The sequence below is a fragment of the uncultured Halopseudomonas sp. genome (genome assembly GCF_963977355.1).
Taxonomy (GTDB): domain Bacteria; phylum Pseudomonadota; class Gammaproteobacteria; order Pseudomonadales; family Pseudomonadaceae; genus Halopseudomonas.
In genome coordinates, this window is the sequence record NZ_CAXBOV010000042.1 from 1 (window position 1) to 19086 (window position 19086).

At 55.7% G+C, this 19086-nt stretch carries 23 protein-coding genes and 1 tRNA gene; 17 read left to right on the top strand and 7 right to left on the bottom strand.

The features are described from left to right. The 6 genes from AAC076_RS16620 to AAC076_RS16645 form a co-directional block, all read left to right on the top strand. The coding region (locus AAC076_RS16620) for a thioredoxin family protein (RefSeq protein ID WP_339847877.1) at positions 1-642 on the top strand (642 nt) is incomplete at its 5' end. Positions 643-658: 16 nt separating this feature from the next. Then, complete coding sequence (locus tag AAC076_RS16625; RefSeq protein WP_096346787.1) at positions 659-1249, top strand: protein-disulfide reductase DsbD domain-containing protein; 591 nt, start codon at positions 659-661, stop codon at positions 1247-1249. 49 nt (positions 1250-1298) lie between these two features. Beyond that, positions 1299-1994, top strand: a complete 696-nt coding sequence (locus tag AAC076_RS16630) for an SCO family protein (RefSeq protein ID WP_011784891.1) — start codon at positions 1299-1301, stop codon at positions 1992-1994. 56 nt (positions 1995-2050) lie between these two features. After that, positions 2051-2626, top strand: a complete 576-nt coding sequence (locus AAC076_RS16635; protein WP_096346788.1) for a TlpA disulfide reductase family protein — start codon at positions 2051-2053, stop codon at positions 2624-2626. 46 nt (positions 2627-2672) lie between these two features. Continuing rightward, complete coding sequence (locus tag AAC076_RS16640) at positions 2673-3428, top strand: helix-turn-helix transcriptional regulator (RefSeq protein ID WP_096346789.1); 756 nt, start codon at positions 2673-2675, stop codon at positions 3426-3428. A gap of 73 nt (positions 3429-3501) precedes the next feature. After that, positions 3502-4362 (top strand): sterol desaturase family protein, encoded by an 861-nt coding sequence (locus AAC076_RS16645; protein ID WP_339847880.1) that lies wholly within the window; start codon positions 3502-3504, stop codon positions 4360-4362. Positions 4363-4502: 140 nt separating this feature from the next. On the opposite strand, the gene cadR is transcribed toward AAC076_RS16645, so the two are convergent. Continuing rightward, positions 4503-4907 carry a Cd(II)/Pb(II)-responsive transcriptional regulator gene (gene cadR / locus AAC076_RS16650; RefSeq protein ID WP_096346791.1) on the bottom strand — a complete coding sequence of 135 codons (405 nt, stop codon included), beginning with the start codon at positions 4905-4907 and terminating at the stop codon, positions 4503-4505. 97 nt (positions 4908-5004) lie between these two features. Here cadR and AAC076_RS16655 point away from each other — a divergent pair, with 97 nt between their 5' ends. From AAC076_RS16655 to umuC, 11 genes are all read left to right on the top strand, one after another. Then, positions 5005-5901: a cation transporter gene (locus tag AAC076_RS16655; protein WP_339847884.1), complete on the top strand. Its 897-nt coding sequence runs from the start codon at positions 5005-5007 to the stop codon at positions 5899-5901. A gap of 3 nt (positions 5902-5904) precedes the next feature. Next, the gene (lspA, locus tag AAC076_RS16660) at positions 5905-6417 is read left to right on the top strand and encodes a signal peptidase II (protein ID WP_339847885.1); all 513 of its coding nucleotides are present in this window, start codon (positions 5905-5907) and stop codon (positions 6415-6417) included. A gap of 99 nt (positions 6418-6516) precedes the next feature. Next, the gene (locus AAC076_RS16665; protein ID WP_339847887.1) at positions 6517-7155 is read left to right on the top strand and encodes a peroxiredoxin; all 639 of its coding nucleotides are present in this window, start codon (positions 6517-6519) and stop codon (positions 7153-7155) included. Positions 7156-7268: 113 nt separating this feature from the next. Further along, entirely contained in the window at positions 7269-9266 is a 1998-nt protein-coding gene (locus tag AAC076_RS16670) for a heme lyase CcmF/NrfE family subunit (RefSeq protein ID WP_339847888.1), read from the top strand. Next, positions 9263-9787, top strand: a complete 525-nt coding sequence (locus AAC076_RS16675) for a DsbE family thiol:disulfide interchange protein (RefSeq protein WP_022964277.1) — start codon at positions 9263-9265, stop codon at positions 9785-9787. The genes AAC076_RS16670 and AAC076_RS16675 overlap by 4 nt, the downstream gene beginning before the upstream one ends. Continuing rightward, entirely contained in the window at positions 9778-10266 is a 489-nt protein-coding gene (locus tag AAC076_RS16680; protein ID WP_022964276.1) for a cytochrome c-type biogenesis protein, read from the top strand. Before AAC076_RS16675 ends, AAC076_RS16680 begins: the two co-directional genes overlap by 10 nt. Further along, positions 10263-11153 (top strand): c-type cytochrome biogenesis protein CcmI, encoded by an 891-nt coding sequence (gene ccmI, locus AAC076_RS16685; RefSeq protein WP_127061379.1) that lies wholly within the window; start codon positions 10263-10265, stop codon positions 11151-11153. The genes AAC076_RS16680 and ccmI overlap by 4 nt, the downstream gene beginning before the upstream one ends. A gap of 17 nt (positions 11154-11170) precedes the next feature. After that, positions 11171-11485: a helix-turn-helix transcriptional regulator gene (locus tag AAC076_RS16690; RefSeq protein WP_084672174.1), complete on the top strand. Its 315-nt coding sequence runs from the start codon at positions 11171-11173 to the stop codon at positions 11483-11485. Between the two features lie 218 nt (positions 11486-11703). After that, the gene (locus AAC076_RS16695) at positions 11704-11877 is read left to right on the top strand and encodes a hypothetical protein (RefSeq protein WP_158611315.1); all 174 of its coding nucleotides are present in this window, start codon (positions 11704-11706) and stop codon (positions 11875-11877) included. A gap of 15 nt (positions 11878-11892) precedes the next feature. Next, on the top strand, positions 11893-12261 hold the full coding sequence (umuD, locus tag AAC076_RS16700; protein WP_339847891.1) for a translesion error-prone DNA polymerase V autoproteolytic subunit: 369 nt from the start codon (positions 11893-11895) through the stop codon (positions 12259-12261). Then, on the top strand, positions 12258-13535 hold the full coding sequence (gene umuC / locus AAC076_RS16705; protein WP_339847893.1) for a translesion error-prone DNA polymerase V subunit UmuC: 1278 nt from the start codon (positions 12258-12260) through the stop codon (positions 13533-13535). The genes umuD and umuC overlap by 4 nt, the downstream gene beginning before the upstream one ends. Before the next feature lie 49 nt (positions 13536-13584). Here umuC and AAC076_RS16710 read toward each other — a convergent pair whose 3' ends face one another. From AAC076_RS16710 to pheS, 6 genes are all read right to left on the bottom strand, one after another. Continuing rightward, positions 13585-14259: an inovirus Gp2 family protein gene (locus tag AAC076_RS16710; RefSeq protein WP_339847895.1), complete on the bottom strand. Its 675-nt coding sequence runs from the start codon at positions 14257-14259 to the stop codon at positions 13585-13587. Between the two features lie 453 nt (positions 14260-14712). After that, positions 14713-14789, bottom strand: a tRNA-Pro gene (locus AAC076_RS16715). 88 nt (positions 14790-14877) lie between these two features. Beyond that, positions 14878-15237: a MerR family transcriptional regulator gene (locus tag AAC076_RS16720; RefSeq protein WP_022964137.1), complete on the bottom strand. Its 360-nt coding sequence runs from the start codon at positions 15235-15237 to the stop codon at positions 14878-14880. Next, on the bottom strand, positions 15218-15520 hold the full coding sequence (ihfA, locus tag AAC076_RS16725; RefSeq protein WP_022964138.1) for an integration host factor subunit alpha: 303 nt from the start codon (positions 15518-15520) through the stop codon (positions 15218-15220). The genes AAC076_RS16720 and ihfA overlap by 20 nt, the downstream gene beginning before the upstream one ends. A gap of 3 nt (positions 15521-15523) precedes the next feature. Continuing rightward, a complete protein-coding gene (gene pheT / locus AAC076_RS16730) occupies positions 15524-17905 on the bottom strand; it encodes a phenylalanine--tRNA ligase subunit beta (RefSeq protein ID WP_339847898.1) in 2382 nt (793 codons plus the stop codon). Positions 17906-17945: 40 nt separating this feature from the next. Then, a complete protein-coding gene (gene pheS / locus AAC076_RS16735) occupies positions 17946-18950 on the bottom strand; it encodes a phenylalanine--tRNA ligase subunit alpha (protein WP_339847900.1) in 1005 nt (334 codons plus the stop codon). Positions 18951-19086: the final 136 nt, after the last annotated feature.

Consider the following 19086-nt stretch of genomic DNA (forward strand, 5'->3'; position numbering starts at 1 on the left):
AAGTGGCTGAGCCGGTTGCCCAAGGCGGGGCCCTGGACTCTGGCCATTCGAGAAGTGCTCGCGCTGATATTGCTGGCCGCCGCCGTCTTTTTCAGCGCGAGCCTGGTGCCCAAAGCGGTATACCCCTGGCTGTGGTGGGCCTGGCTGGCGCTGGTGCTGGTCTGGGGTCTCCGTCGTTTCGTTCAGGGGAGCGGTGCCGTTCGCGTGATCACTGCAACGGCGACAGGCCTTGCCCTTGCGGTGACAGTGGTATTCGCATCTCCGTTGGGCAGCGGCGAAGACGAACTTGTCTGGCAGCCCTACTCCGCAGAACTCCTGGCGGACACAAAAGCCCGGGACACACCGTATTTGCTGGAGTTCACTGCCGATTGGTGCATCAACTGCAAGGTCCTGGAGCGCACCGTGTATAAAGAGCCCGCTGTGGCTGAAGCCGTAGCGCGGGCCGGCATGGTGCCGATTCAGGTTGATGTGACAGCAAGCGATCCCGAAAAAGACGCATTGTTAACCGCAACGGGAGGGCAGGCTTTACCTTTTGCGGCGATTTTTGACGCTGACGGCACCGTTGTCGCCCGTTTCACTGGGCTATTTGATACCGACAGCCTGGTCGAGGCGATCAACCGCACCGAGAACTCACAACGCTAGCTACTGGAGATGAACCATGACAACCCGAACCAAAGTATTGCTGACCGGCGTAGCGGTTTTTCTGATCGCGATCGCGGCGTTCACGTTGATCGGTACCAATTCCGGAAACGCTCCTGGCTCGGCCCAGACCGAACGAGCCAATTCCGACCCCCAGGCGCCAGTTGCCCGCACGGGGTTGGCAGATTCTTCCGATAAGGTCCGCCTCAATCTTGCGGAAGGCGGCAAAGCCCTGATAGGGGAGACCGGTGAAATTATTCTGACACTGGACATTGAATCGGGCTGGCACGTGAACGCCAACCCGGCCTCCATGGAGTTACTGATTCCCACCGTCGCCAGTTCTTCGGTCAACGGTCAGTCGCTTGACATCCCGACCCAGTACCCCCGCGGCAGGGTCAGTGACATCACACTGGGTGACACCGCCCTGGAGGTGTACGACGACGGTGCGAGTATCCGGCTGCTGCCAGACGAAAAACAGACCGCCGCGCTGAAAGAGGCAGGCAAGCTAGACATGACGGTACGGGTACAGGCCTGCAGTGACGAGGGCGTTTGCCTGGCACCAGCTGACCTGCCCGTTGCGCTGAATCTGGACGATATCAAGCCACAATAAACCGGGACTCCCTTCGGAAAACAACTCAAATGGAGAATGACTGTGAACAGTGTATTCAGAATTGCTGATTGCCATGGTTGCCCAGGTCAGCACCAATGCCATGGCCCATTCCATGGAAGATGTGGAGGCCTCGTTGAACGAGAAAGAGCGGTATGCCCAGTTTGTGGATCAGCCGGCCCCTGAATTTGATCTTACAGGCGTTGATGGCAATACCCTTGCCCTTGCCGACTTAAACGGCAAAACCGTTGTGCTTAACTTTCTCTACACGCGCTGTACCGAGGCCTGCCCTTTGCATATGAACCTGATCCGGCAGTTGCAAACCGGGGTTGAAGAAGAAGGGCTGAGTGAAGAGGTGGTGTTCATCACCATTGCCACGGACCGGGAAGATGTTGCAGGCACCCGGAGAAACATGCGTGCCTACGGCGAGAATTTCGATCTGAATCCCCGCAACTGGCAATTCCTCTACCGAGCCAGGATGGAACCACCTGAACTGACACCAGAACTTGCTAAAGCCTACGGCGTTCAGTTCAGGGATACGGGTGAGGGTGTACAGGTCCATGGTGTGGTAACCCACGTGATTGACCCGGAAGGGCAGATGCGGGCCCGGTTCCATGGATTGAAATTCAAGCCTGAACACCTGGTGACCTACCTGACGGCCATTGCCAAAGGCCCCAACGCGGCAGCCGATGATGGGTTCTGGGGCCGACTGCACGGGCGAATTGAAGAGCTGTTACAGAGTGAGTAACGCGTGGGGCACCATGCCGGCAACAAACCGACCACTGTAATCAGGAGTAATGTCCAATGAGTCACCAGCGCATATCTGCCGCCCGGGGAATCGCCGTAGTCCTTTTTGCGCTTGCTATTTCCATAGCCGCTCAAGTTATGGCTGCAGGGAAGGTTCCGAAGTCCGTGGGGCCCCAGGGGTTCCTGATCTGGGAGTCCCCTCGCACTCTGCCCGAGCTGGCTTTTGAAGACGAAAACGGCAGGCCGCTGACACTGGCTGACTTTAAGGGTAAGGCGATTTTGCTCAATATCTGGGCGACCTGGTGCGCACCCTGCCGTGAGGAAATGCCGACGCTTGACTCACTCCAGGCTAAACTGGGCGGCGAGCAATTTGAAGTGGTCGCGCTGTCCGTTGACCACGTAGGCATCAGCGTTGTTGAAAAATTCTACCGGGAAACAAGCATTCAGCATCTTCGCCAGTATATTGATCCGTCCACACTGGCGACCTCAACGCTAGGCATAGAAGGTGTTCCTACAACGCTGCTGCTTGATCATGACGGTCGCGAAATTGGCCGCCTGGTCGGTGCCGCGGAATGGGACAGCCCGGCCATGGTGGATTTGATGATCCGTGCCATTGACGGGATTCGGAACTGACCGAGGGTCACTCCGACTGAAAGTCTGTCTTTGCAGAGATGAGGCGATGACCAAACCAAAGACTTTATTGAACCCATGGCTCGGCTCCGTAGCGATAAAGCCAGGCATGGGCGCCTTCCATGGAGAGTCGGGAGACAATAAGCCCCATAAACATTGGGCTCATCAAATCGTGATCGGTTTAGACGCAAGCGTTGAAGTCATGTCCGGTGAAACACGGTGCGAGAGAAGGGGGTTGTGGATACCAGCTGGAGTTACCCATCAATTAAAACTGTCCAGGGTACTGTGTATTTACATCGATCCAAACCTTGATGTCTGCAATGCTTTACTGCCTTATATCAAAAACCCGTCGAAGCGATCCATCCGGGCACTCGAAGAGGATTTCATTACGGAGTGTTTGTCTCGCTTTACTGGCACCGAAAACCTGTTAATTGCACTGAAAGCTTTCGAGCGACAATACCGGGGTAGTAAGCCATCTGGTCCAAAGAGCAGGTTGAGCGACGTTTTAGAAGCATTGAATGCCGAAGCATCGGGAGGACGATCAGTCTCACGAGCCGAGTTGGCGAAAATGGTTTGCCTTTCTCCAAGCCATTTTTCCCACTGGTTTACCGAATGTACCGGTTTACCTTTGCGCAGCTATAGAAAATGGCTAAAGCTACTAACCGGGTTTGAGTTATCGCGCGAGATGTCACTTACTGATGCAGCAATTGCTTCGGGATTTTCTGATCAAGCCCATTTCTGCAGGTCTGTTACTGAGGCATTTGGCGTTTCCCCAACGGTTATTCAACGGCTTTTATCCAAATAATCAGCTCTTTCGTTCAATTTGGCTGCGTGCATCCGTGAGATGCTGAACGCTCTAGTTAGCGAGGACTGTTGGAATGATTCGTAACGTAATGTGGTTAGTTAGGCTTTTGTATTTGCCGTTGTTTTTGCTCGTGGGTAATGGTGTTGCTGTCTATCTCGTTGCCGAAGGTTTCAACGCCGGTTGGCTGGGGTTTTTGATCCTGGTGTTTATAGGGATTTCTTTCGCCACTGAAAGACTTATCCCCTATGATCGGGCGTTTAATGAGCCTCAACAGGATCAGCGGCGCGATATGCTCCATGCACTCATGAACGAGTCGCTTAATGTTATTGGCATAGCTGTACTCCCATTAATTGCAGGATTGCTCGTTTTGGCACCGATCTGGCCTTCCAGCTGGCCACTGGTTTTCCAATTGCTGTTGGCAATCCTCATTTCTGATATCGGTATCACCCTGGCGCATTTTGCGAGTCATCGCCTCCGGTTTCTGTGGCGCCTACATGCTGTTCATCACAGCGTAAAACGGTTGTACGGCTTTAATGGGCTTATGAAACATCCACTGCATCAATCTATAGAAACAGTTGCCGGAACGACACCATTGCTCATTATAGGAGTACCGCAGAATGTCCTGATGTTGTTGGTGGTTGCAGTTGTGCTCCAGTTGCTACTGCAACACTCGAATGTAGCGTATTTTACCGGACCGCTGAAAAAGGTTCTCGCAATCAACTCCGTACATCGTTTCCATCATTTGAATACGGCAAAAGAGGGTGATGTGAACTTCGGGCTTTTTACCACCTTGACTGATCGCTTTTTAGGCACGGCTTACTTCGATTCCGAGCGAACGATCGGCACTAAGGATCTCGGTATTGCTTCAGAGCCGAATTACCCAACGAACTACTGGCAGCAGTTGATGCAGCCTTTTCAACGAAACAAGACATGATGAAGTGCTTGCTCCATCTGCCGACTACTCAGGCTACGTGTTGCCGAAAAACTCTGCCAGGGAGCGGATGTTCAGCACCTACGCAAGTATCTTGATCTTTCCGCGCTGGCTACCCTAATACTGAGCATAAGTGCTTCAGGCTACTGCTGCATGTTTCCTTCGCTGAGCCCTTCGAGAACCCCGCAGGCCTCAATTTCCCGATCATCGTTACAACTTGCTCGCAGCGACACAAGTTGTTTCTCCAGTACCTGCAGATCGGTTATCTGAGACCGTACCTGAGCGATGTGATCATCAAGCAAGGTGTTGATGGCCCTGCAAGGCTGATGGGGCGCGCCCTGATAACGCTGTAACTCGTGAATTTCAGCGAGTGATAGCTCAAGTATTCTGCAGCGCCGGATGAAGGCCAGTCGCTCAACATGCCGTTCAGTGTAAATACGGTAGCCGTTGTCCTGACGATCCGGCGGTGGTAACAAGCCCTCTCGCTCATAGAAACGGATGGTCTGGGTGTCAACCCCTACGGACCGCGCCAACTGACCAATGCGCATCGGGTGTCTCCTCAACAAATGGTATCTGCTCTATTGACCTTATAGTGGCTATATGGTTTTAAATCATAATCCGACAATACTCAAGTGGAGCCGTATCATGAGTAAATCCTGTGAAGACGCCTGTGGCTGCGACGCAACGTCCGCCGAGGGTAACGCCGGGTCGGAGGCCTCTGAAGCGTCCGGCAACTGGATCAGTGTGTATACCGTACCGAAGATGGATTGTCCTTCGGAGGAACGGATGATTCGACTGGCCCTGAATGGTTTTGAAGACATTCGCGGGCTGTCCTTCGACCTGTCTGATCGGCGGTTGAAGGTTGTGCACGATGGCGAGGCTGAGCCTATCACCGCGAAGCTGGCGACCCTCGGGCTGGGAGCTTCGCTTCAGGAAACGGCCGCTGCCGACCCTGAATCAATCAAGGCGCTCGGGGGTACGGCTATCTCGGCCGAGCAGGAGTCGGGCACCCTGCGTTGGTTGCTCGGTATCAATGCTGTCCTGTTTGTGGTGGAAATGACGGCCGGCCTGATCGCGCACTCCACCGGTTTGATTGCAGAATCCCTGGACAATTTCGCCGACGCGGCCGTGTATGGGCTCGCCCTGTATGCGGTTGGGCACAGCGTGAAAATGCAGGTGCGTGCGGCGCATCTCGCGGGCGTACTCCAACTGATACTGGCTGTGGGCGTACTCGCAGAGGTGGTCAGGCGCTTTGTCTTCGGCAGTGAGCCTGAGTCGCTGGTAATGATTGGGGTTGCATTCGTCGCATTGATCGCCAACACCACCTGTCTGCTGCTGATATCCAAACATCGAGAGGGTGGGGCGCACATGAAGGCGAGCTGGATATTCTCAGCCAACGATGTGGTCATCAATCTGGGGGTCATTACCGCTGGCGCCCTGGTCGCGTGGACTGGCTCCAATTACCCGGACCTGATCATCGGCAGCATTGCGGGGATTATCGTACTCAACGGTGCCAGGCGCATCCTGGCGCTTAAGGGTTAAACAATGTCCATCGTTACCAAAAAACTCTTGCCGTATAGCCTGCTGGCGATTTCGGGCCTGATTGCGGCGTCTGATCAGGTTGTAAAATGGCTGGTCCAGCAGTCAATGGCGTATGGCGAATCGATTCCGGTGACCCCGTTCTTTAACTGGGTTCATGTCTGGAACACCGGCGCCGCATTCAGCCTGTTTGCCGATGGCGGAGGTTGGCAGCGATACTTTCTTATCACAGTCGCGGTAGTTGTCTCATTTGTACTGACCGGGCTGATTCTTCAGTGCCGCCGCAGGGGAGAAGCCATCGCGTACAGCCTTATTCTTGGCGGTGCCATGGGCAACCTGATTGACCGGATATTTCGTGGCTATGTTGTGGATTCCTTTGATGTCTATTGGCAATCCTGGCACTGGCCAGCCTTTAACCTTGCCGATATCGCCATTGTGCTGGGCACCGTGCTTTTCCTCTATGTCAGTTTTATACCCGAAAAATCGGGCACGAACGTCGAGCTCGATGGATCAGGCTAAAAAACATCTGACAAACGCCTTGACCTTAAAGTTGACTTTAAAGATATCGTCTGTACTGACAAACCGAGAACGACAGCCAAAGCAAAGGAGAATGAAACGATGACATTGCAACTTGGAGAAACCGCTCCCGATTTCACCGTCGCATCCACCGAAGGAAACATTCAGTTTCATGAGTGGTTGGGAGACGACTGGGCCGTGCTGTTTTCACACCCCGCCGACTACACCCCCGTCTGTACCACAGAGCTCGGCGCGTTCGCCAGGCGTAAGGACGAGTTCGCCAGTCGCGGAGTGAAGCTGATCGGGGTGTCTGTCGACCCGCTCGATTCCCATAACGACTGGGCGAAGGATATCGAGAAAACCCAGGGCACAGGGCTTAACTTTCCTCTCCTGGCAGACAAGGATCAGGTGGTTGCAGACCTTTACGGAATGATCCATCCAAAAGCCGACCCCAAAGTGACTGTTCGTACGGTATTCATTATTGATTCCGCGAAGAAAATCCGTCTGATGCTGACGTATCCACCCAGCACCGGGCGCAATCTGGACGAGATCCTGCGCGTTATTGACTCGCTCCAGCTAACCGACAACCATAAAGTGGCCACGCCGGTGGACTGGAAAAATGGCGAGGATGTGATCATCGTTCCGTCGCTCTCCAACGAAGAGGCCAAAAAACGCTTCCCTGAGGGATGGGATGAGCAGACACCGTATCTGCGCGTTACCCGCCAACCTGGCCGGAAGTGATAAGGCGTTCGCCAGCCGGTCGTGCGGCTGGCGAACGAAGCAATACCTGAGAACCCCTCATCGATAGGTTCGGTCATCGCCGAACCCTTAACCTACCCGAACAGGGTCCAGAAATGCTTACCTTGACAGTCCCTGAAGTTGGTCTATTCGCCTTACTGATTGCACTTTGCCTGTCGCTGCTTCAGGCGACCGTGCCCCTTCTGGGAGCCGCCACCCGGCGCCCGTTGTGGATGGCTTTCGCAGAGCCCATGGCGTGGGGGCAATTTGCCTTTCTGCTGGTTTCTTATGCCAGCCTGACCGCCAGTTTTCTTCTGGATGATTTCAGCGTGGACTATGTGGCCCGTAATTCGAACTCGATGCTGCCCTGGTACTACAAGTTCACCGCCGTCTGGGGATCTCATGAAGGCTCGGTGTTGTTGTGGAGTCTGATTCTCAGTGGCTGGGGCTTTGCCGTCAGTCTGTTTTCCCGCGAGTTGCCACGGGACATGCTGGCACGGGTTCTGGGTGTTCTGGGTGTCGTCAGCGCAGGGTTTCTGCTTTTTATCGTCGTTACGTCCAGCCCCTTCGAGCGCTTGCTGCCGGGCATACCAACCGACGGTGCCGATCTGAATCCGTTGTTGCAGGACGTCGGCCTCATCATCCATCCGCCGATGCTTTACATGGGTTATGTGGGTTTTTCAGTGGTCTTTGCTTTTGCCATCGCTGCGCTGATTGAGGGGCGTCTCGATGCGGCCTGGACGGGCTGGGTTCGGCCGTGGACCAACATTGCCTGGGCTTTTCTCACCCTCGGCATCGCTCTGGGTAGCTGGTGGGCCTACTATGAGCTGGGTTGGGGCGGCTGGTGGTTCTGGGATCCGGTGGAAAATGCATCGCTCCTGCCCTGGCTGAGCGGGACAGCGCTGATACATTCACTGGCGGTCACGGAAAAACGCGGCACGTTCAAGAGCTGGACGGCACTGCTGGCGATTTTCACGTTCTCACTCTCGTTACTGGGCACCTTCCTGGTGCGCTCAGGGGTACTGACCTCGGTTCATGCCTTTGCCAATGATCCATCTCGGGGGCTCTTCATTCTGGCGTTGCTGGGAATAACGGTCGGCGTCTCGCTTTTGATCTTTGCGCTACGGGCGCCGCGAATGAGCGCCAATGCGGGCTTTAGCTGGCTTTCCCGGGATGCTCTGTTGCTGATCAACAATATTTTGCTGGTCATCATGACGATCACGGTCCTGATGGGCACCCTGTACCCCTTGATCCTGGATGCACTCGGGCTGGGCAAGGTCAGTATCGGCGCGCCTTACTTTAATAGCCTGTTCGTGCCACTGACCGTCATGCTGTGTGCCTTTATGGGGCTGGGGCCGGTCTCACGCTGGAAGCAGATGCCCGGTCGGGAGCTGTTCCGGCGACTACTGGGGGCGGGCTTGGCCGCACTGGCGATTGCGATATCGATACCGTTTCTTTACAACGGCCAGTGGAATGTCGCCGTGGCGCTGGGGATGGTGGCGGCCCTGTGGGTAGTACTGGCGTTGGTGCGCGACCTGTTTGATAAAGTCCGCAATGCGTCCTCTGCGCTGTCCGGATTGCGTAAGTTGACCCCTTCATACTGGGGCATGGTGGTCGGCCACGTGGGCCTGGCCGTCACCATCGTGGGCGTGGTGATGGTGTCGAACTACGCCATGGAGCGTAATGTGCGGCTTGATATCGGTGAGCAGGTGAATCTGGGCGGGTACGATTTTACGCTGACCGAACTGGGCGAGCGTCGGGGGCCCAACTTCCTCGCCGATACGGCGACCATCGAGGTTGCCCGTGAAGGCCGGATTGTCACCACCCTGTACCCGGAGAAGCGCCTGTACATTGCCCGAGGGCAGCCGATGACCGAAGTCGCACTCGACCCCGGCCTGTTGCGGGACCTTTACGTGGCCATGGGGGAGGAACTGGACGACGGCAGCTGGGCAATGCGCCTACAGGTCAAGCCATTTGTACGCTGGCTTTGGCTGGGTGCGCTGCTGATGGCCTCCGGGGGCGTGCTGGCCGTGGCAGACCGTCGCTACCGTCGTCGCCGTGCAGTCGCCGCTAATGGGGAATCGATGAGGCCGACGCGCGAGGTCCGCGCATGATACGCCGACTGTTGCTGCTGCTTCCTTTTCTGGTATTCGTTGGCCTGGCCTTCTTTTTGTACCGGGGGCTTTCGCTGGATCCCAGTGCTCGCGAGTCAGCCCTGATAGGCCAGGCGTTTCCCGCGTTCACGCTCCCGACGCTGGAGGACCCTGATACCGAGGTGGATGAATCCCTGCTTCGCGGGCAGATATCTCTGGTCAATGTCTGGGCATCCTGGTGCCCGACCTGCAAGGAGGAAATGCCCCAGCTACTGGCGCTCTCCGAGCGCGGCATTCAGATGGTGGGCATCAACTATAAAGACGCCCGTGACCTGGGGCGACAGTTTCTCGAAGAGTTCGGAAAACCTTTCGAGGTCAACATCTTCGATCCTGCCGGTGACCTGGGTTTTGAAATTGGCGTGTATGGCGTACCCGAAACCTTCCTGGTCGACGCAGACGGTATCGTTCGATACAAGCACGTTGGGTACATAACGCCCGCCCAGGTGGATGAAGTCATGATGGAGGTAGAGAAATGGCGCTAACCCTGAAGATCCGTTGCTGTGTGGTCATCGTGCTTTTGATGGCCTCGTTCCAGTCGATGGCGGATACGGCAATTGATGCGCGTCATTTCGAGGATCCGGTGATGGCGGAGCGTTATCGCGACCTTACGGCGTCATTGCGGTGCCCTAAATGTGATGCTCAAGCCATCGACAGCTCCGATTCGCCGGTGGCGGCGGACATGCGGGAGCGGGTAGCGCTGATGCTTCATGAGGGGCGTGCGGATAAGGAAATTCTTGATTTCATGGCTAATCGTTTTGGCGAGTTCGTTCTTTACAATCCGCGCCTTGACGGGCGCACGTGGCTGCTTTGGGCATTGCCGGCAGCGCTGGTAGCAGGAGGCGCCCTGGTTGTGATTGCCTTTGTCCGGGCACGCAGGCACCGGCGAGTGCGGCCGCTCTCCGAGGAGGAGCGTGCCCGCCTGTCCTCTTTGATTCATCGTCATCGTGAGAGGTCGGAATGACTATGCTCTGGTTAAGTATCGGCACACTGTTGCTTATAGCGCTGTGGTTCCTGAGTCTACCGTTACGGCGAGCAAGGGCGATCCATGACTGGCAGCAAGGGTTTGAAACGGATGACCGCGCGGAGGAGCAGAATCTGGCCGTGTATGAGCGTCGGCTTGCGGCACTGGAAAGCGCCTGCGAGCGCGGCGAGGTTGACGTCGCACGCTTTGAAGAAAGCCGTCACGAGCTTGAACGCAATCTTCTGGAGGACACCGAGGCCCGTCGTCGCGTGCCTCTCAGGAACCCGCTGGCAGGACGTTTTGTAATCCCTCTGGTGATAACGGCATTGATTGCCGCCACCGTAACCGGCTATCGATGGGTGGGCGCCAATGGCGATCTGGCTCTGTATGCCGTGGTGCAGGAGGTTCTTAACTCTCCCGGTGCCTCACCGGAGAACCTGATTGTCCGGCTCGAAGAGCAGGCCGAGAGTCAGCCGGATAATCCCAAGGTCTGGGCTTTGTTGTTTCCGCTGTACCAGAAGGTCGGTCAGCCAGATCGGTCGATTCGCGCCCTGGAGCGATTGATCGAACTGGAAGGCCGCCGAGCCGATCTTCTGGCCCAACTGGCTCAGTTGAAATTCTATGTGGCCGGAGGCAGCCTGACCTATGAAGTTCAGGCGCTGGTAGATGAAACACTCGATAAGGATCCGCGTCAGCCGACAGTGTTGGGCATGCTGGGGGTTGAGGCTTTCGACGATGGCCGCTATGAACAGGCGATCGGTTACTGGCGCCGAGCGTTGGCTGGCTTCGAGGATTCCGCCTCCGCAGAGGCCATTCGTAAAGGTATCGCTGTTGCTGAGCAGCGGCTGGAACAGTCTGCCAATGAAGCTGGCCTTGTTGTTGATTAAAACCCGGACACACTTTCATAAACAGAGTCAGGACGGCCAATGTTTATGCCGACCTCGGCATTCCTAATGCTGATGAAATGCAGGTAAAGGCCCAACTGGCCTCCCAGATCGGCGAAATAATCAAGACCCACAAATGGAAACAGGGCCAAGCGGCAGAAGTGCTTGGCATGCCTCAGTCCAAGGTATCCAAGATGCTTCGGGGCCAATTTCGAGGCATCAGTGAAGCCATGATGCTCGAATGCCTGACGCGGCTCGGGCTCGATGTACAGATTGTGATCGGCGCTGACAGCCACTCTACAACGCCAGGCCGGGTTTCCGTCGCCGCCGCCTAGCGTCACCCAGGGCCACAGGACCTGCCGGACGCGGTGCCGGCGATGTGACTCTTGGAGGTGATGCGGCTGGGCCTCGAGGTACTGCAGGACGTGACCTTTTGGAGGTAACAGGATCCGTACCAGGTCTGAGAACTCGTGTGAACTGTTTTGTCCGGAAGGGAGTTAAGGAATTGGTGCGGCCTGCAGCTTGCGAGGAAGTGGCGAGGTTTGGAAGCACCTTGGACCTGATTAAAGCAAAGCTTGCCGTCGAATCCCTACAGTCCAATCTTAAGGATGTTGCTCTCGAACTCAGCCACGGCAGAAGTCCTACTGAACTGAGCGTCCTCCTCAGCGACTACATCAACTTGGCGCTGGAGGAACTCGGCAGCGCCTCTATTTCTATCGAGCGCTGACAAGATATGGGCGGAATGAGTTCATATGGGAATGCTACACTGGATCACATGGAACAGAAGATCTCGCTCGATCAGCTGCTCGATGTGCACGCTCCCCATACCTACCTGGTACGCGTTCGTGGGGACAGCATGACCGGCGCGGGCATTCACGATGGCGATATTTTAGTAGTCAGCCGAGCTCTTACAGCCGGACATGGGGATATTGTCGTTGCCGCTGTCAACGGCGAGGTATTCGTCAAACGCTTGATTCGGCGCGGTCAGCAATTGATCTTGCAACCTGAAAATCCACAATTTGCGCCCTTGCATGTGCTGGAAGGCGATGAACTGCAGATCTGGGGTGTTGTGCGTAACAGTATTCGCTGGCACCTGCCCTGCGAGAAATGAGCATGGCACCCAAAAGCTTTGCCTTGATCGACTGCAACAGCTTCTATGCCAGCTGCGAGCGCGTATTTCGCCCTGACCTGGCAAAGACGCCAATTGTTGTACTGAGCAACAACGATGGCTGCGTGATCGCTCGCAGTGCAGAGGCTAAGCCGTTCATCAAAATGGGCGAGCCTTACTTCAAGATCAAGGATCAGCTAGGTCAGCACGGCATCTTGGCTTTCAGCAGCAACTATGCACTGTATGGCGACATGAGTGAGCGGGTGATGACTACCCTGGAAAGCCGCCTCCCGCTGGTTGAGGTGTATTCGATTGATGAGGCCTTTGCCGACATGACCGGGCTTCCCGAGCCGTTGGATCAACTGGGTTACTCATTGCGGGCTGACGTGCTGCAAATAACTGGTATTCCCGTGGGTGTTGGCATTGCCAGCACCAAAACTCTGGCAAAGCTGGCCAATGCAGCCGCCAAGCGCTGGCAGCGCCAGACCGGGGGTGTGGTGGATATCCGCGATCCAGAACGCAGAGACAAACTGCTGAAGGTCATGCCCGTTGGTGAGGTCTGGGGCGTTGGTCGACGCATGAATGAGCATCTACAGGCCATGAGCATCAAAACAGCCTGGGAGCTTTCGAATGCCGACCCTGCATTGCTGCGCAAACGCTTCAGTGTAGTGATGGAGAAAACAGCCCGTGAGTTAAGGGGCATCAGTTGCCTGGATATGGAGCCTGAGGCACCGGCGAAACAGGAAATCTGCAGTAGTCGTGCCTTTGGCCAGCGCGTCTATGACCTAAAGGGGCTGCAACAAGCGGTAGCCTCATACACCACGCGAGCTGCCGAAAAACTCCGTGGTCAGCAGTCACTGTGCAAAGTAATCCAGGTTGGCATTCGAACAGGGCTTTTCAACCCCAACGAGGAGCGTTTCTCGCGCAGTCTACAGGTCCACTTACCCTACCCCACCGACGACTCTCGGCTATTGATCCAGGGGGCTATGCAAGGCCTGGAACACATTTACCGGGAAGGCCCTGCGTATGCCAAGGCCTCTGTCATGTTGCTAGGGCTATGCCAGCGCGATCAATACACCCCAGACCTGTTTGCCCCTACTCAGGCAGCGACATCAGACCGCTTGATGCAGACAATGGATCAGATCAACCAGCGCTGGGGAAAGAACACGCTGAAACCTGCTCGGGTACCTGCGACGCCTGAATGGGGTATGCAACGCCAGCTGCTAAGCCCTTGCTATACCACTCGACTGGATCAATTGTGGACTGTAAGGGCCTGAGGCAAATGACTAATTGGCTATTTTGACCCCGATCATACATCGCTAGGCCTTACCCCCTACTAGCCCCAAAACTATGCTGTCGATCTCCATAGGCCTTTGTGGCCGTCTTACACATGTAGCTGGCTCTCTTGAATAAATTGAGCAGTTGGTCGTTTCGTATCTTATCAGGATTCATATGCCAATTTATCCTGTATGTCGCATCCCGTGTGATATTAACCAAGCCGTCTACTCGACTCACAGGCAGCCTTAATGCGCTTGCCCATGCTTGCTTGAGCCGGTTGATCAAATTGCCAGCATCTGACTCAAGCCTACCCGGTCCGAAAAAAGCATTGCGATTTAGTAGGAACAGTAAATGGTAATGTGGGCGCCCTTTCCATCCGATCTCCCGGCACCATACGTATCTAACCTTGGATGTGTGAGCGTATTTATTCCTATCACGGGCTCTAATCCGGTTGTATTCGATTTTTGCTTTGAATGATTCGATAAACCTGCTGATGAGCTCATTAGTGCAGGCTGAGTTCGGCCAGTTTCCGTCGTCTGGCAACGTCAGGTCCACTCTGAAAGCCAGCAGTCTGGGGTACTCCTCTAGAGCAAGCTCAATAGTCTGCTTTAAGCGGAAAAGGTGTTCCTCGACAAAGGGACCCTTTTTAGACATTAAGGTCAGACCCTCGTAGGTATGGTTGTCGTATATTCGCAGATTGGTGTTACTAGGATGGCGAGGCATGATGACTACTCCAGGTTAGTTACATAACCTCTGTCATCTGTGTAATTTTTTACTTTCGTCTCATAACCATTCTAAGTTGTTAATCGTATGGACGTAGGGAACCTATAGGGGTCTTGAGCTTACCTCTATCACTCGAACCCTAGGGGTGGTGATAAAGCATAATACCCGCACCGAAAATCACCATCACGGTGTAGACGGGAGATACACCCTAAATTGATCGACCAGAGCGTGATATTTGCCTAAATATCTACTCCGGTAAAAAACCATTGCTTGTCGCCCAACACCCCCTAAAAAATCAAGTAAATCGTTCCACACTATTTGACTAGAAATGAGAGTTGCCACCTAGATTTTTCTTGTAGGGGTATTTGTAGGGGTATTTTATTGCAAGTAGAGAAATCATCAGGCATAAAAAAATCCAGTCGCCGCTAAGTGACTGGATTTAGTAGGGTTATTTGGTCGGGACGGAGTGATTCGAACACTCGACCCCTTGCACCCCATGCAAGTGCGCTACCAGGCTGCGCTACGCCCCGACTGTGCTTCGACTTTGTCTGTCGAAGCGGGTCGCATAATACATTAACTATCTGATACGAGAAAGTTTTTTTTCATTATGCGGGTAAATCAATGGGTGCGCAGAACCTGTAGCACTTCTTCCAGTTCAGTGATGGTCTGGCGGATCAATTGCTTGTAATGGGTAACATCTTCCTTGGCTTCGTCACCTGACAGGCGCTGACGGGCGCCGCCGATGGTAAAGCCCTGGTCGTACAGCAGTGCACGGATCTGACGGATCATCAGAACGTCCTGGCGCTGGTAATACCGGCGATTGCCACGACGCTTGACTGGCGACAACTGGGGGAATTCCTGCTCCCAGTAACGCAATACGTGCGGTTTGACCGCACAGAGCTCACTCACTTCACCAATGGTGAAATAACGCTTGCCTGGAATAACTGGTAGTTCGTCGTTATGGCTGGGTTCCAGCATATGCTTCTACTCGTGCCTTGAGTTTCTGTCCGGGGCGAAAGGTGACCACACGCCGGGCGGTAATAGGGATTTCTTCGCCGGTCTTGGGGTTACGGCCGGGCCTCTGGCGCTTGTCGCGCAGGTCAAAGTTGCCGAATCCGGACAGTTTGACCTGCTCGTTGCTTTCCAGGGCGTTCCGAATCTCTTCGAAAAACAGTTCTACCAGTTCCTTGGCTTCACGCTTGTTGAAGCCAAGCTCCTCGTAGAGATGTTCTGCCATTTCTGCTTTTGTCAGAGCCCCCATAGGCTATTTCCTTAGTGTGGCATTGAACCTTTGTTCGAGAGATGTAAGCACTTTGTCCATAACAGTATTTACCTCATCATCCGTAAGAGTGCGTGACGAATGCTGTAACGTCAAGCCGATTGCAAGGCTTTTTCTATGCGGATCAATGCCTTTACCTTCATAGACGTCAAACAACCTTAGGTTCTTGAGTGCATCACCTGCATTGCTGCGAATATCGGAGAGCAGCTCGGCAGCCACGACGGTCTTGTCGGCGACCAAGGCAATGTCGCGTCGCACTTCAGGGAACCGGGACAATTCGGCAAAGCGCGGCAGGCGACCGTTGATGATCTTGCCCAGAGCCAGTTCGAATACAAACACGGCGCCTTGCAGATCCAGCTCGGTTGCCAACTGCGGATGCAGCGCGCCCAACCAGCCAACGGTCTGGCCATCGCGGGTGATGCGGGCGGTCTGACCCGGATGCAGGGCGGGATGCTCGGCTGGCTCGAAGCGGTACTGATCGCCCGCGCCGCCCTGCCCCAGCAATGCCTCGACGTCACCTTTGACGTCATGGAAGTCGAGCTTGTCGTTGCTGTTGGCCCAGCCTTCAGGAGCGCGGCTGCCACTGGCGATACCAGACAGCATGGGTTCCTGCAGCAACTGGCCATCGGCCTGGGGCACAAAACGCAGGCCGCTTTCGAACAGGCGTACGCGCCCCTGTTGACGGTTCTGGTTGTACTGTACCGCTTTGCTCAAGCCCGGCCACAGCGATGTACGCATGACAGCCATATCGCTGGAGATCGGGTTGGCAAGGGCCAGCGGCTCGATTTGCGGATCAAAGAGCTTGTTCAGACCCGGCTCGACGAAGCTGTAGGTAATAGCTTCATGGTAACCACGGGCAACCAGCAGACGCCGTAGCACAGGCAGCTCGCCACGGGTTTCCGGCTTGGCGGTCAGATTCAATGCCGCGGTGGGCGCACTGACCGGCAGACGGTTGTAGCCGTACAAGCGTGCCAACTCTTCGATCAGGTCTACTTCTATGCTGATGTCGAAACGGTGGCTGGGTACATTGACCTGCCATTCCTCAGCACCATCGGCATTGATCTGCAGACCCAGACCGGTGAGATAGCCCGTAATGTCCGCGTCGCTCATCTGCATGCCAAGCATCTGGCTGATGCGCGCGTTACGCAGGGTAATGTGCTTGAGCGTGGGCAGATACGCCTGATCAACCGCTTCGATAATCGGGCCAGGCTCGCCGCCAACGATATCCAGAATCAGTGCAGTGGCGCGCTCGGCGGCCTCACGCTGCAACTGCCAGTCGACGCCACGCTCGAAACGGTGCGAAGAATCGGTATGCAGGCTGTAGCCACGCGCCTTGCCGGCTATGGCAATGGTGTCGAAGAAGGCACTTTCCAGAAACAGGTCGGTGGTCTTGTCGCTGACGCCGCTATGTTCGCCACCCATGATGCCGGCCATGGCCAACGGGCGTTCGTGATCAGCGATTACCAGGGTATCGGCACGCAGGGTGATTTCCTGGCCGTCGAGCAGCACGAGCTTCTCGCCCTCCTCGGCCATGCGTATACGAATGCCACCGCGTATCTCGGCCAGATCAAACGCGTGCAGCGGCTGACCTAGTTCGAGCATGACGTAGTTGGTGATATCGACGACGGCATCAATGCTGCGGATATCACTGCGACGCAGGCGCTCAACCATCCACAGGGGCGTCGGGCGTGACAGGTCGACATTGCGAATGACGCGGCCGATATACCGTGGGCACGCCTGGGGGGCCAGCAGCTCGACCGGGCGCAGGTCATCATTGACCGCGTTAACGGCTGGCACAGTCGGGCGACAGACCTGCTCGCCGTAGTTAGCGGCAACTTCGCGGGCCAGACCAGCAATCGACAGACAATCACCCCGGTTGGGGGTCAGGTCGACTTCGATAATAACGTCGTTCAGACCCAGATATTCGCGCAGATCCTGGCCGACTGGCGCATCGGCTGGCAGCTCGTATAGGCCGTCATGGTCATCGGACAGCTTGAGCTCGGCGGCGGAGCACAGCATGCCCTGGGATTCGACGCCGCGCAGCTTGGCTTTCTTGATCTTGAAGTCTTCACCGAGTACCGCGCCAACGGTAGCAAAAGGTACCTTGATGCCAGCACGCGCGTTGGGCGCACCGCAGACGACCTGGTGCTGTTCTCCACCGCTGCTGACCTGGCACACGCGCAGCTTGTCGGCATCGGGGTGTTGTTCGGCACTGATGATCTCGCCCACCACGACGCCACTAAAGACGCCGGCGGCTGCGGTCACGCTGTCGACTTCCAGACCGGTCATGGACAGGCGCGCAACCAGCTCATCGCTGGAGACCGGCGGATTCACCCAGGTGCGCAACCACTGTTCACTGAATTTCATTGTTGGTTCCTGCTTTCAAAGGGATTGGCGGATGCGTCGCTTAGCGAAACTGCTCGAGAAAACGCAGATCGTTGTCGAAGAAGATGCGCAGATCGCCCACTCCGTAACGCAGCATCGTCAGGCGTTCAACGCCCATGCCGAAGGCAAAGCCCTGGTATTTTTCCGGATCGATGCCGGACATGCGCAGCACATCCGGGTGCACCATGCCGCAGCCCAGCACTTCCAGCCAATCGGCCTTCTCTTCGCCGTTCTTGACCACCGTGCGGCGGATGTCCACCTCGGCCGAAGGTTCGGTGAACGGGAAGAACGAGGGACGGAAGCGTACTTCCAGATCGGCCTCGAAGAATTCGCGCAGGAACTGCTCGATAGTGCCTTTCAGATCAGCAAAGCTCACGCCCTCGTCGATCAGCAGGCCTTCGACCTGATGGAACATCGGCGAGTGGGTCTGATCCGAGTCGCAGCGGTAGACACGGCCCGGACAGATGATCCGGATCGGCGGCTGCGTACTTTCCATGGTGCGTACCTGTACCGGTGAGGTATGGGTGCGCAACAGGGTGTTGGCGTTGAAGTAGAAGGTGTCATGCATTGCCCGGGCAGGGTGGTGGCCGGGAATGTTGAGCGCTTCAAAGTTGTGGTAATCGTCCTCGACTTCAGGACCTTCCTCGACGGTGTAACCGACGTGGGCAAAAATCTGTTCGATCCGCTCCATAGTGCGCGTGACCGGATGCAAGCCACCACTGACCTGGCCGCGGCCGGGCAAGGTGACGTCGATGCGCTCGGCGGCAAGCTTCTGATCGAGAGCCGCTGCCTCCATGGTGCTCTTGCGGGCATTGAGCTCGCTTGAGACCTTTTCCTTGGCATCGTTGACCATGGCGCCAACTTTGGGGCGCTCTTCGTTCGGGATATTGCCCAGGGTCTTCATTACCTGGGTCAGTTCGCCCTTCTTGCCTAGGTATTGCACACGGATCTGTTCCAGCGTGCTGACATCATCGGCCTGTTCGATAGCCTTCAGGGCTTGGCCGACCAGGGCGTCAAGGTTTTCCATTTACAGACTCCAGAAACAAAAATAGGGGAAGAGCGATGAGGCTCTTCCCCTATTAATGACGTTGCCAACCGAAGCCAGGCTCCGGTGATTGTCGTAACGAGGGCTTAAGCCAGGCTAGCCTTTGCTTTTTCGACAA